Here is a 12,777-nt window from a genome sequence, read left to right as displayed (position 1 = left end):
CTCGTGCGGCCCGTGAAGGGGTTTTCAGCGGGTTTTCGGCTCGTTATGATGTGCCGCGCATCCCCAGCGAACGACGTGCGCGACGCGCCGGCAACCGGCCCCGTATGCGGCGCGTGCGATACCCATACCGATATTCAGCGAGACCCCCGCGATGACGTCACCCGCACCGATCGTATACATCGTCGACGACGACGGCGGCATGCGGACATCGCTCGCCTGGCTGCTCGAATCGGTCGGCATCGCGTCCGAGGGGTTCGCGAACGCCGCGGATTTTCTCGCGCGCTTCGACGTGAACCTGCCCGCGTGCCTGGTGCTCGACGTGCGGATGCCGGAGAAGAGCGGCTTCGACGTGCAGGCCGAACTGAACGCGCGGGGCGCGACGCTGCCGGTGATCTTCGTCAGCGGGCACGGCGATATCCCGATGTCCGTGCGCGCGCTGCAGAACGGCGCGATCGATTTCGTCGAGAAGCCGTACAACTCGCAGCAGATGCTCGAGCGCGTGCAGCGCGCACTGCGGCTCGCGCAGCAGCGGCACGCGGTGAGCCAGCGCCACCGCGAGCTGCGCCAGCGGCTCGATGCGCTGACCGCGCGCGAGAAGGAAGTGCTGCGCGGCGTGGTGGACGGCAAGGGCAGCAAGCAGATCGCGTCGGATCTGTCGATCAGCGTGAAGACCGTCGACGTGCATCGCGCGAGCATCAAGGAGAAGCTCGGCGCGACGTCGATCGCCGCGCTCGTGCGGGACGTGATGGTCGTGTGGGGCGACGACGGGGAGTCGTCGCGATAGGGGGCTGCGGGCACGCCGACGTTCGCCTGCTCGCACGAGTTCCGCACGAGTCCTGCGCGCGGCACCGGTCGACAGCGCAAGCGATGCCGCCCGCCGCTCAGCGCATGTACAACCCGCCGTTGATGTCCCAGCACGCGCCGTTCGCGAAGTGCGCGTCGCCCGACGCGAGCAGCACGGCCGCATCCGCCACGAAACCGGCCGACCCGAGCTTGCCGCCTGGCAGGCTCGCGAGCACCTGGCGCAGCTTTTCCGGTGCGACGCTTTCATGCACGATCGGCAGGTCGAGCGGGCCCGGCGAGATCGCGTTGACGGTCACGCCCCGCGCGGCGAGATCGCGCGCGAACACCTTGGTCAGCGTCAGCGTGCCGCCCTTCGCGGCCGCGTAGTGCGCGCCCGTCGCCGAGCCGCCGTTCTGGCCGGCGAGCGATGCGATGTTGACGATCCGGCCCGCGCCACGTTCCGCGAAATACTGGCCGAACACCTGGCAGCCGAACAGCACGCTGCGCAGGTTCACGTCGATCACCTGGTCGAACTGCTCGGCCGTGATCTCCATCGCGGGCACGACCTTCGATGCGCCCGCGTTGTTCACGAGCACGTCGATCGTGCCCCAGCGCGCGACGAGCGCATCGCGCGCAGCTTCGAAATCGCGTTTCGACGTGACGTCGAGCGGCAGCGCGATCGCGCGTTCGCCGCCAGGGTCGAGTTCGCGCGCATGCGCATGAATGGCGTCGGCGGCGATGTCGGCCAGCGCGACGCGATAGCCGGCCGCATGGAAACGGTCGGCGATGACGGTGCCGAGCCCGCGTGCGGCGCCGGTAACGAGGACGACTCGGTCTGACATGGTGCGTGATTCCCTGGTTCGCGGGCGCGTGAAGGGTGAAGGGTGAAGCCGCGCCCGCTTCGTGGTTCATGCGGCGAGGGCCGCTTCGAAGTGTGCCGCGATCGCGCAGACCCGCTCGTCCGCGCCCTTGCGCCCGACGATCTGCAGGCCCGCCTTCAGCGGCGAACCGGCCAGCGGCAGCGGCAGGCTGAGCGCCGGATGGCCGCTCAGGTTGAACGGCCGGATCAGCGACGACATCGCGATCACCGATACACCGTCGCGCGCCTGCTGCAGCGTGATCGGCAACGCGGGCAGCGTCGGCAGCACGAGCACGTCCGCGAGTTCGAGCGCGGCGTCGACCTGCGCGGTGAAGCGTGCGCGTACGGCTTCGGCTTCCGCGAGGGCGGCGGGTGTCGTCGTCGCGGCGGTGCGCAGCCGCGCATCGAGATCGGCGCCGAGCTTGCCGGTGTCGACCAGATGGCCGAACGCGCGCGACGTTTCCGCGTTGATCACGGTGAGCCCCGCCGCGAACGACGCCGGCATTTCGTCGAGCACGAGCGCGTGCGAATGCAGGCCCGACGCGCGCACGGCTGCATCGAGCGCGGCGGCGATCGCCGGATCGGCTTCGACGCGGATCTGCGCGATCGTGCAGCCCGCCACGGAGGCCGCCGCGTGCGCACGATCGAAGCCCGGCGCGATCGCGGCCATCACCGCGGCCAGCGTGCGGATATCGCGTGCGAACGGCCCGACGCAATCGAGCGTGGTATCGGCCGGCGCGACGCCGCGCCGCGACACGCGGCCGAACGTCGGCTTCAGCCCGGCCACGCCGCAGCACGCGGCCGGCCCGCGAATCGAGCCGCCGGTGTCGGTGCCGAGCGCCGCGTCGACCGCGCGGAGCCCGACGAGCGAAGCGGAACCGCTCGACGAGCCGCCCGGGATGCGCGTCGCGTCCTGCGGATTGACGGGCGTGCCCGTGTAGTCGTTGATGCCGGTCATGCCGAACGCGAGCTCGTGCATGTTCGCCTTGCCGGCGATCTGCCAGCCCGCGTCGAGCAGCAGGCGGACGACGTCCGCGTGTTGCGCGGCCGGCGGTGCATCGGCGAGCGCGCGGCTCGCCGCGCGGGTCGGATGGCCCGCGATGTCGATCGTGTCCTTGATCGCGATCGTGGGGCCCGGGCCGCCGAGCGTGAAGGTGTCGATGAAGCCTGTCATGGTCGGTATCGTGCGGAAGCGGTGGAGAGCATCAGGGCCGTGGCGCGGCGGCGAGCGGCCACGGGCCGTCGAGCACGCGTTCGGTGCGAAAGTGCTGGATCAGCCAGGTCGACCCGTCGCCGGCCGGCATGAAATCGACGGTCAGCCGCGCGGCGATCAGCTCGGCCGTGCCGTTCGCGTAGCGCGACGCCTGCAGCATGATCCAGCGGCCGCGCGCGCTCGTGTTGCCGGCGCCGATCTCGATCGACTCCGACGTCAGGAAGTGCAGGTTCGCCGAGAAATGCGGATCGGGCGGCAGGTAGCGGCCCAGCATCGCGACGATCGCGGCCGTGCCTTCGAGGCGGCCGAACTTCTGCGCGTACTGCGGGCCGATGCCTTCCCACACGGCGTCGGGTGTGAACAGGCCGGCGAGCCGCGGGCCGTCGCCGACATCCTCCGGCACGTCGCACAGCGCCATGTAGCGCGTCATCGTCGCGCGCACCGCGCGCTCGGCGTCGAGCGCCGCCACGCGCTGCGCGAGTGCGTCGATCAGGCCGGGGGAGGAGCCGGGAGACAGGTCGTTCATCGCGCGCCTCACGACGCGGGTTTCGCGGCCGGCGGCACGGTCAGCGCGCGGCCGACCCGCGCTTCGATCTTGCCGTAGCGCCACAGGTTGTATTCGCCGACCGGCGTCGTGCGATACAGGTTGCACACGGCGACCGTCGTGTCGAAATCGGCGACGTCGGCCATGATGTAGAAGGTCCACGGCGCGCCGTCGGCCTGGCCGACCACGAGGCGATCGTCGTCCATCACGCCGAGCACGCGCACGCCGGGCATCGCCTCGACGGCGGCGAGCATCGCGCCGTACGCCTGCCACACTTCGCCGATCTTCTCGCGCGGCAGGTCGAAGAAGTTCTGCGACACGCCGCAGCAGAACAGGACACGCAGCGGCAGCGGATTCGAATCGGACATCTCGGGTTCTCCAGGGGAAACGGTTGGGCGCATGCGCCGGCCGGTAGCGGTGCTTCGGCATCGGCGCCATGCACGTTCGGGAAACAGCGCCGCCCGGGCGCGGGTTGCGCGGGTTACAGGTAGCCGGGAAACGGCGCGACGCCGGTGAACACCGCGCCCGCGCCGTCGAAGTTGCCTTCCGCGAGAAACGCGTGCTGCGTGACGACCATCGCGTCGCGCAGCAGCCGCTGAAGCGGATGCGTGCGATAGATCGCCGCCGTGCCGCCGAGGCGGTACGCGCGTTCGACGACGCTCGCGCCTTCGCGTGCGACATGCGTGGCCGCGAGCCGCAGCAGGCTGACCTGGTCGGGCGTCACGGGGTTGCCCGCGAGGATCGATTGCCACACCGTGTCGGTTGCGTCGTAGAAGAACGCGCGTGCCGAGCGCAGTTGCGCTTCGGCCTTCGCGAGCTCGATGCGGAAATATGCGCGATCGGCGAGGCGCGGCGCGCCGGTCGTCGTCTGCCGGCCGCCCGACATGCGGTTCGCGACGTCGAGCGCCGCGCGCGCGAGGCCGAGATTGACGACGGCCAGCACCTGCGCCGCATACGCGACGGTCGGGTAGCGGTACAGCGGCTCGTCGACGGTCGGCTCGCCGCCGCGCACGAAGGTCCACGCTTCGGGCACGAAGCGGTCGTCGACGCGCAGGTCGTGGCTGCCGGTGCCCTGCATGCCGACCACGCTCCAGTTCTCGACGATCTCGACATCGGCCGCGCGGAACACGGCCGTGCGCGGCTTGTTCGGTGCGGCGTCCTGCGCGCCGGGCACGGCGATGCCGACGCCGAGCCAGTCGGCACCCTTGCAGCCGCTCGCGAATTTCCACGTGCCGTTCACGCGCCAGCCGCCCGGCGCGGATTGCGCCGGCTGCACCGGGAACAGGCCGCCCGCGAACACCTGGTCGGGGCCGCTCGCGTACAGCTCGGCCTGGGTCTCGAGCGGCAGCGCGGCGAGATAGACGTTCGCGGAGCCGAAGCTCGCGACCCATGCGGCCGAGCCGTCGGCGGTCGCGATCCGTTCGACCATGTCGAGGAAGGCGGTCGGCGCGAGCGCGTCGCCGCCGAAGCGGCGCGGCGTGCCCGCGCGATAGATGCCGGCCTGCCTGAACAGCGCGATCACGTCGCGCGGCACGTGCGACAGGCGATCGAATTCGTCGCGGCGCGCGGCGACGGTTTCGATCACGGCGTCGAGCGGCGACAACGGCGCGGCCGCGGTGCCTGCCACGGGCTGGGAGGACGGCGCGGGTTCGATGGCGAGGGCGGCTTGCGGCATGGTGGTCTCCTGGACGGATAGGGGTTCGGATGCGGGGCGGCATGCGTGCTGTCTCGGGTGGCAACACGACGATGCGACCAGTCTAGAAACGCCGAAAACACGCAGCAATTGGTGCGTTGGGCCGCGCGACTGGTGAGGTTCCGTGCCGGCCTAAAGAAATCTTCAGATGCGATCGGCGCGCGCCGGTGCTATGTTGGCTTTCCGGCCGCGCGACGCCGCGCGCCTTCATCCGAAGCCGATCATGAGTTTCCCTGACGAAGACGATTTCCACCGGCTGCTCGACGCGCTGACCACCTGCGTGCTGCTGCACGACGCGCAGACGAAGGCGATCGTATGGGCGAACCGCGCCGCGTGCATCGCGCTCGGTTTTTCCGTCGAGGAACTGCTGCCGCTGAAGGCGCCGGACATGACGCGTCCCGAGCCGAAATACCAGCGCGAGATCGCCGTGAGCGCGTGGGATCGCGCGCTCGTCGACGGGCCGCAGGTGTACGAATGGTGCTACCGGTCGCGCACGGGCGTCGACATGCTGTCCGAGGCGACCGCCACCTACGTGCCGCTGCGCGGGCGCGACGTCGTGATGGTGCAGTTCCGCGACATCAGCGCGGAAGAGGCGGTGCGCCGGCAGTTGCGCCGCTACGAGGCGCGGCTGCGCGAGTTCATGCAGGATCTCGACGAAGGTATCGCGGTCGTCACGCCGCGCGGCGGCGTGCAGTTCATCAGCGAGTCGGGCCGCCGCGTGCTCGGGCTCGCGCCCGACGAAGCGCTCGGCGAGGTGCTCGACTACTGCTCCGAGGCCGATCGCGACCGACTCGTCGCGCAATTGCACGATGCGCCGTCTGCGTGCCCGTCGGCGCCGCAGCGCTACCGGATCGTGCGGCGCGACGGCTCGCCGTGCTGGCTGCGCATCCTGTGCCGGCAGGTCGAGATCGAGGGCGATCTCGACGGGCTGCTCGTGCAGTTCCGCGACGTGAGCGACGAAGTCGCGATCGAGGACGCGCGCCGCGCCGAAGCGCGCATGCTCGAACACGCGGGCCGCTACAACGCGATGGGCGAGATGGCGAGCGTGATCGCGCACGAGCTGAGCCAGCCGCTCGCGGCCGTGCGCAATTTCATCGAAGGGGCGGTGCAGCGGCTGAACGGGCGCGGCGCCATCGACGACGCGATCTGGGGGCTGCGCAGCGCGGACCGCCAGGCCGAGCACGCGGCGCTGATCATCAAGAGCGTGCGCGAATTCATCGTGAAGCGCGAGCCGGTCGTCGCGCTCGCCGACCTGCGCGACATCCTCGCGGACGTCGCGTACTTCATCGAGCTGCGTGCGAAGGAGGCCGGCGTGACGGTCGCGATCGTGCAGGCCGATGCGCCGCTGCCGATCCGTTGCGAGCGCGTGCTGATCGGGCAGGTGATCCTGAATCTCGCGTTCAATGCGATCGAGGCGTTCGCCGGTTGCGATCGCGTGCCGCGCATGCTGACGCTCGGCACCGCGAACGTGGCCGGGCACGCCGAGCTGCGCGCGATCGACAACGGCCCGGGCATCGCGGCCGGCGCGCACGGCCGGCTGTTCGACGGCTTCTCGTCGTCGAAGGCCGGCGGCAACGGGATCGGACTGTCGCTGTGCAAGAGCATCGTGACGCGCCACGGCGGCCGGATCGGCGCGAGCCCGGCCGAGGGCGGCGGGCTCGACTGCCGCGTGACGCTGCCGCTCGCGGGCGCGTAGCCGTAGCCGCTGCATCGCGTTAAGGCCGCAATGGACATCACGGACATCACGGCGCGCCCGCGGCGCATGATGGAGCGACGCCCGGCCCATGGTCAGCGCCCCAGCGCCCGCGCGGTCTGGCCGCCGATGCCGAAGTCGGTGTTCGGGATGTCCTTGATGATCACGCGCGTGGCCTGCAGCGGTGCATCGAGCACGTTCGCGCCCGCGTCGGACAACGCGGCGATCAGCGCGCGTTTTTGTTCATCGGTGCGGCCGGCGATCAGGATCGCGACGATCACGGGCAACGACGGCGGCGCGCCGTCGGCGGCGGTGCGCCCGCCAAGGCCGATATGCGTGGCGGGCAATTCGGTGAGCAGCACGCGCACCGATTCGAGCGGTGCACCGATCGCGTTGACGGTCGCACCGCTGAGCCGCGCGATCAGTTCGGCCTTGCGTGCATCGTCATGGCCGGCGGGCAGGAATACTTCGAGTGTGGGCATGGTCGTCCGGAAAGGTGAAGGTTGCCGGCTCACCTTTGCGCTTGCAGCGGCGAACCGGCCACGGCTCACAGCAGGAAGCCGATCGCGCTGAGCGCTTCGGTCGAGTCGATCAGGCGCACGACCTTTTCGGCAATCCGCATCTCGCCGTCGGCATCGACGTGCAGCGTGTGCGTGACGTCGGCCGCGAACAGCGTCGCGACGCCGCGCTTGTACGCGACGACGACCTGCGCCGATTTCAGCTCGACGGCGCCGGCGCTGCCGCTTTCCAGCGTGAAGCGCGACACGGTGCGCACCGTGCGCGCGGCGTCGGCGGCCGACGCCGAGTAGCCTGACACCATCCGTTGCACGCGCTTCTCGCGCATGTCCTGGTCGTCGAACACGTAGTTCAGCGTCGCGGCGAAATCGGTCGTGTCGGGATCGATCGGCACCACGTAGTGACCGGCCGGATCCCACAGGTCGAGCCACGCGCGATAGTCGCGGCGGTCGAGCATCTCGGCTTCGCGCCACACGAATTCGACCGCGCGGGCGAAGGTCTGCTCGGAAAAGAGGGCGTTGCGGTCGTCCATCATTGCTGCTCCATCATCTTGCGCCATTGCTGGTAGGCCTCGCGCATGCCGGTTTCGTCGGTCGCATGGGCGGTCTTTTCGCCGTTCGCGGCGGTCGTCTCGCGGTTCAGCCCGCGATTCACGAGGATCGGCACGTCGGGGCCCGCGTGCGCGCCGCGCTGCACGCGCTCCCACGCCTCCGCATCGTCGGGGCTCCCGAAGCCGAACGGGCCCTGGAAGTGCTCGTGAATGCGCAGCCGCTCGCGGTTCGCTTCGTCGGGGCCGCCGTCCATCGCGAGCGCGACGTGGCGGATCTCGGTCTCGTTCGCCGAGATCGGCCGCAGCACGCGGAAGAACGCCATCGACAGCGCGAGGTTCGGGAACAGGTTCAGGTTGAAGCCGACACCCATCAGCGAGCGCACGATGCGGCGCACTTCGTCCGGCGAGCGGCGCTCGGCGAGCTTCGCCGCGAGCGGCGCGAAGCGCTCGGGCAGCGGCGCGCCGTCGTCTTCGTCGAGATCGATCAGTTCGGGCATCAGCACCGCGAGGCTGTGGCCGTTGCCGAGCCCGCGGCAGAACGCGTCCTCGCTCGTCATGAAGCTCGTGATCGCGGCGGCCGTCTCGTCGTCGATCGACTTCATCCACGACTTGTGCACGACCGGGAAGTGATAGAGGTCGGTCGTGTTCTCGAGCTGGATCTTCCAGTTGCCCTTGAACTTGAACTTGTGCTCGCCGTTCGCCTTGATCGGGTAGCCGGCGCCCTGCTTCATGAACAGGTCGATCCACGGCTTCGCACCGCCGAGGAAATCCTCGAGCGGCTCGATCGTGTCGTTGAAGCTCGCGAAGACCAGCCCCTGGTACACGCCGACGCGCAGCTTCACGAGCGGCAGGTCGCCCTTCTCGCACACGCCTTCGTAGCCGTCGCCGTACGGCAGCGCGCGCAACGTGCCGTCGAGCGCGTACGACCAGCTGTGATACGGGCACGTGAAGCCCTTTGCGTTGCCCTTGTGCGATTCGCAGACGGTCGCGCCGCGATGGCGGCAGCGGTTCTGCAGCACGTTGATTTCGCCGGTCTTGTCGCGCACGACGATCACCGGCTGGCGGCCGATCGTCGTCGTGATGAAGTCGCCCGGGTTCGGCAGCTCGCTCTCGTGCGCGACCCAGATCCAGGTGCGGTAGAAGATGCGCTCGAGCTCGGCTTCGAACAGCGCGGGATCGTGATACATCGCCGGCGCGATGCGGTCGGGTTGCGCGAGGCCGTGCAACGCACGGGTGTCGATCGTCTGGTAGGGAATGTCGCTCATCGTTGTCGTGGGGAAGAGTCGCGAAATCGGGCCGCGCAGCGCACGGTATCGAGTACCCAGTCTCGTCTCCCGCTACATATCCGTCAAATTGATCTAAAATTGGCGACTCAATAAATACGGCAAATGATGGAGGCTACGATGACGTCGGTCGATCATCTCGATCTGAACCTGTTGCGCGTATTCCAGGCGATCGTCGAGGAACGCAGCCTGACGAAGGCCGGCGAGCGGCTCGCGTTGTCGCAGCCGGCCGTCAGCTATTCGCTCGGCCGGCTGCGCACGCTGTTCGACGATCCGCTGTTCGTGCGCACGCGCTCGGGCATGCAGCCGACGCCGGTCGCGCTCGAACTCGCGGGCATCGTCGGCAAGGCGCTCGACATGGTGCGTGTGGCGCTGCGCTACGCGGAGCGCTTCGATCCGGCCACGAGCACGCGCACGTTCCGGCTGTCGTTGTCGGATGCCGGCGAGATGGCGTACCTGCCGGCGATCTGCCAGGCACTGCGCGAGCGCGCGCCGCGCGTGACGCTGAGCGTGCAGCCGCTGCCGGTGGAAGAGATCGAGGAAGCGCTGCGCGCGAGCCGGCTCGATTTCGCGATCGGCAACCTGCCGGAACTGATGCCTCGTACGCGCCACCAGGTGCTGTTCGAGGAAACGTATGTGTGCATGACGGGCCGCCGGCGCGGGTTGCCGAGCGGCGGCACGCTGAGCCTCGAGCAATTCGTGCGCGCCGCGCACGTCAACGTGAAATCGGTCGAGCACAGCCACCACGCGCTCGACGACGCGTTGCGCGCGCAGGGTGTGGGCCGCAACATCGCGCTCGAGGTGCCGCACTTCGTCGCGCTGCCGAGCGTGCTGTCGGTCACGGATCTCTACGCGACGCTGCCGAAGCGGCTCGCGCGGATCCTGAACCGCGACAACGCGTTCCGCCTGTACGACCTGCCCGTCACGCTGCCGCCCGCGCCGGTGACGATGCACTGGCACGAGCATTTCCATGAAGACGAAGGCAACGCGTGGATGCGCACGCTGCTGGCCGAGCTTGTCGAGGGGTTCGACAACGCGTGACGGCGGCCGGCGCGTGCCGGATGCGTCAGAGATCGAGCACCAGCACCGCCGAGCGCGCGCGCGACACGCAGCAGCAGATCACCGTGTTGCTCGCGCGCTCGGCCTTGCTGAGACAGTGGTCGCGATGATCAGGCTCGCCGTCGACGACAGGCACCATGCAGGTGCCGCACACGCCTTCGCCGCACGACGTGTCGACTTCGACGCCGATGCGCGCGAGCGCGTCGACGATCGACGTGTCGGGCGTGACGCGTACCGATTGCCCGCTGCGTTGCAGGCGCACTTCGAACCCATCGGCAGGGGTGGGGTCGGCATCGGCGGCGACCGGTTCCGCCGCGAAACGTTCGAGATGGATCGAGTCTTCGGGCAAGCGCGTCGCGGCTGCCGCGACGACCGCCTCCATGAACGGCCCCGGGCCGCACGTGTAGACGTGCGCGTGTGCGTCGAGCGATTCGACGCAGCGGCCCAGCGCGGCCGCGAGCGCGTCGGGTTCGACGCCGTAGTGGAACGTCACGTGCGACGCGAACGGCTCGGCCGACAGTTCGTCGACGAAGGCCGCGTGCTCGCGGCTGCGCGCGAAGTAATGCAACCGGTAGCGCGCGCCGCGCCGGTGCAGCGCATACGCCATCGACAGCAGCGGCGTGATGCCGATGCCGGCCGCGATCAGCACGTGCTCGCTCGCGTCGTCCGTCAGACGAAACAGGTTGCGCGGCGTGCCGATCGACAGCTCGGCGCCGACCCGCACATCGTCGTGCAGCGAACGCGAGCCGCCGCGCGACTGCGCCTCCTTCTTCACCGCGAACAGGTAGCTGCCGCGTTCGTCGGGGTTGCCGCACAGTGAGTATTGCCGCGTGATGCCGGACGGCGCGGTGACGTCGATATGGGCGCCGGGTTCGTACGCGTCGAACGGCTGGCCGTCGATGCGCGAAACCCGGAAACAGCGGATGTCCTGCGCCGCGTCGATCAGCGCGTCGATCCGGACCTGGTGGCGGTTCGCTTGCATGGGATATTCCGTGGGGTACGAGGAAAGCGGCGCGGCAGACACCGCGCCGTCATGCGATCGAGAATAGGGACGGGCATCGCATAAATCAAATCGATTAAAAAGCGATGCCTGAATCAGTGGAATGGATGATGGTCGGCGACGGAGCGCGCCCGTCGTTCAGCGCGCGGCGATTGCGTTGCCCGCCTCGGCCGCCTGCGGTGCCGCTGCCGACGCATGGCCGCGCTCGCGATCGAGGCTGCGGCGATAGTGCCGGCAGCCGGCGGCGAGCAGCAGCGCGGCGAGCGTGGCCGCCGCGACGTTGACGATCGACATCGAATGGCCGACCGCCGCCGGCGCGCCGAACACGCGATCGGTGAACAGCGCGACGACGGTCGTACCGATCCCGAGCGCGATCAGGTTCGACACGAGCAGGAACAGCGCGGAGATCTGCGCGCGCATCTGGTTCGGCGCGAGCGTCTGCATCGCGGCGGTCGACGTCGGCATCGGGAACGACGCGAAGAACATCGCGACGACGAGCATCGCGAGCGAAGCGGGCAGCGAGTCGAGTTGCGTGAACAGCGTCGCGGGAATCACCATGCACGCGGCGCCGATCGCGCCGGCGCGCATCGGCGCATCGCTGCGGCCGCGCCGCAGCAGCCAGTCGTTGAGCCAGCCGCCGCAGAACACGCCGGCCGTGTTCGCGACCAGCAGCACGATGCCGAGCGTGTAGCCGGCTTCGACGGCCGTCATCCCGAAGCGGCGGATATAGAACGCGGGCGTCCAGCTCAGCAGGCAGTACAGCGTCATCGCGTAGAACGAGAAGCCGAGGTAGTGGCATGCGAAGGTCGCGCGATGCGTGCCGACGAAGCGCAGCGAGTCGCGCATCGACACGCGCCGCACGGCGCCCGAGCGATCCTGCGCGAGCCCCTTGCGCTGCGGGTCGCGCACGGTCGCCGCGAACAGCAGCGCGACCAGCAGCCCCGGCAGCCCGACGATCAGGAACGTGACCTGCCACGCATGCACCTGCCCGACCACCGGCAGCGTGAACGCGCTCGCATGCTTGAGCAGCGCGATCACGTAACCGCCGATCAGGAACGCGACGCCGCCGCCGATGAACGAACCGAGCGAATACACGGCGATCGCGCGCCCGAGCTTCTCCTTCGGGAAGTAGTCGGCGAGCATCGAATACGCGCCGGGCGACAGCGCGGCCTCGCCGACGCCCACGCCCATGCGCGCGATGAACATCTGCACGAAATGCTGGCTGAGCCCGCACGCGGCGGTCGCGACGCTCCACAGCGCGATGCCGAGCGAGATGATCCGCGGGCGCGCGTAGCGATCGGCGAGATACGCGACCGGCAGCCCCATCACCGCATAGAACAGCGAGAACGCGAAGCCGTTGAGCAGGCTGAACTGCGTGTCGGACAGATGCAGGTCGCGCTTGATCGGCTCGATCATCAGCACGAGGACCTGGCGGTCGACGAACGAAAAGACGTACGCGAGCATGCAGATGACGACGACATACCATTCGTACGTATAGCGCTTGCCGTCGGCAGCGCGGGCCGTGGATGCAGACATGCGGATTCTCCAGGAGCGGGCGGTGGGGATGCGCGGCAGCGGCCTGGC

Annotated in this window: 13 protein-coding genes; 3 read left to right on the top strand and 10 right to left on the bottom strand. The window is 69.4% G+C overall.

Features of this window, described 5'->3' with window-relative positions; translation table 11 throughout:
* Nucleotides 1-151: 151 nt before the first annotated feature.
* The gene (locus E9536_RS04615; protein ID WP_027790826.1) at nt 152-784 is read left to right on the top strand and encodes a response regulator; all 633 of its coding nucleotides are present in this window, start codon (nt 152-154) and stop codon (nt 782-784) included.
* Between the two features lie 97 nt (nt 785-881).
* On the opposite strand, the gene E9536_RS04610 is transcribed toward E9536_RS04615, so the two are convergent.
* From E9536_RS04610 to E9536_RS04590, 5 genes are all read right to left on the bottom strand, one after another.
* A complete protein-coding gene (locus E9536_RS04610) occupies nt 882-1,625 on the bottom strand; it encodes an SDR family oxidoreductase (protein ID WP_136469364.1) in 744 nt (247 codons plus the stop codon).
* Between the two features lie 66 nt (nt 1,626-1,691).
* Nucleotides 1,692-2,816: an amidase gene (locus E9536_RS04605; RefSeq protein ID WP_136469363.1), complete on the bottom strand. Its 1,125-nt coding sequence runs from the start codon at nt 2,814-2,816 to the stop codon at nt 1,692-1,694.
* Nucleotides 2,817-2,847: 31 nt separating this feature from the next.
* A complete protein-coding gene (locus tag E9536_RS04600; protein ID WP_136469362.1) occupies nt 2,848-3,381 on the bottom strand; it encodes a nuclear transport factor 2 family protein in 534 nt (177 codons plus the stop codon).
* A gap of 8 nt (nt 3,382-3,389) precedes the next feature.
* Nucleotides 3,390-3,767: a hypothetical protein gene (locus tag E9536_RS04595; RefSeq protein WP_021161073.1), complete on the bottom strand. Its 378-nt coding sequence runs from the start codon at nt 3,765-3,767 to the stop codon at nt 3,390-3,392.
* A 113-nt stretch (nt 3,768-3,880) separates the two neighbouring features.
* A complete protein-coding gene (locus E9536_RS04590; protein ID WP_136469361.1) occupies nt 3,881-5,074 on the bottom strand; it encodes an acyl-CoA dehydrogenase family protein in 1,194 nt (397 codons plus the stop codon).
* 166 nt (nt 5,075-5,240) lie between these two features.
* Here E9536_RS04590 and E9536_RS04585 point away from each other — a divergent pair, with 166 nt between their 5' ends.
* Entirely contained in the window at nt 5,241-6,788 is a 1,548-nt protein-coding gene (locus E9536_RS04585) for an ATP-binding protein (protein ID WP_124673498.1), read from the top strand.
* Between the two features lie 92 nt (nt 6,789-6,880).
* Here the strand turns inward: E9536_RS04585 and E9536_RS04580 are convergent, their stop codons facing one another.
* From E9536_RS04580 to E9536_RS04570, 3 genes are all read right to left on the bottom strand, one after another.
* Complete coding sequence (locus tag E9536_RS04580) at nt 6,881-7,267, bottom strand: 2-hydroxymuconate tautomerase family protein (protein WP_136469360.1); 387 nt, start codon at nt 7,265-7,267, stop codon at nt 6,881-6,883.
* A gap of 65 nt (nt 7,268-7,332) precedes the next feature.
* Complete coding sequence (locus E9536_RS04575; protein WP_124544288.1) at nt 7,333-7,836, bottom strand: aromatic-ring-hydroxylating dioxygenase subunit beta; 504 nt, start codon at nt 7,834-7,836, stop codon at nt 7,333-7,335.
* Nucleotides 7,833-9,116 carry an aromatic ring-hydroxylating dioxygenase subunit alpha gene (locus E9536_RS04570; RefSeq protein WP_136469359.1) on the bottom strand — a complete coding sequence of 428 codons (1,284 nt, stop codon included), beginning with the start codon at nt 9,114-9,116 and terminating at the stop codon, nt 7,833-7,835. The genes E9536_RS04575 and E9536_RS04570 overlap by 4 nt, the downstream gene beginning before the upstream one ends.
* Nucleotides 9,117-9,254: 138 nt before the next feature.
* Here E9536_RS04570 and E9536_RS04565 point away from each other — a divergent pair, with 138 nt between their 5' ends.
* Nucleotides 9,255-10,175: a LysR family transcriptional regulator gene (locus E9536_RS04565; RefSeq protein ID WP_136469358.1), complete on the top strand. Its 921-nt coding sequence runs from the start codon at nt 9,255-9,257 to the stop codon at nt 10,173-10,175.
* A 25-nt stretch (nt 10,176-10,200) separates the two neighbouring features.
* Here the strand turns inward: E9536_RS04565 and E9536_RS04560 are convergent, their stop codons facing one another.
* Nucleotides 10,201-11,175 (bottom strand): PDR/VanB family oxidoreductase, encoded by a 975-nt coding sequence (locus E9536_RS04560; protein WP_136469357.1) that lies wholly within the window; start codon nt 11,173-11,175, stop codon nt 10,201-10,203.
* Between the two features lie 156 nt (nt 11,176-11,331).
* A complete protein-coding gene (locus tag E9536_RS04555; protein WP_060196658.1) occupies nt 11,332-12,729 on the bottom strand; it encodes an MFS transporter in 1,398 nt (465 codons plus the stop codon).
* Between the last annotated feature and the right edge of the window lie 48 nt (nt 12,730-12,777).

Origin of the sequence: Burkholderia sp. LS-044 (genome assembly GCF_004803625.1) — a bacterium.
GTDB lineage: Bacteria > Pseudomonadota > Gammaproteobacteria > Burkholderiales > Burkholderiaceae > Burkholderia > Burkholderia cepacia.
The sequence above is the reverse complement of the archived record's forward strand: the minus strand, read 5'-3'. Positions and strand labels throughout refer to the sequence as shown.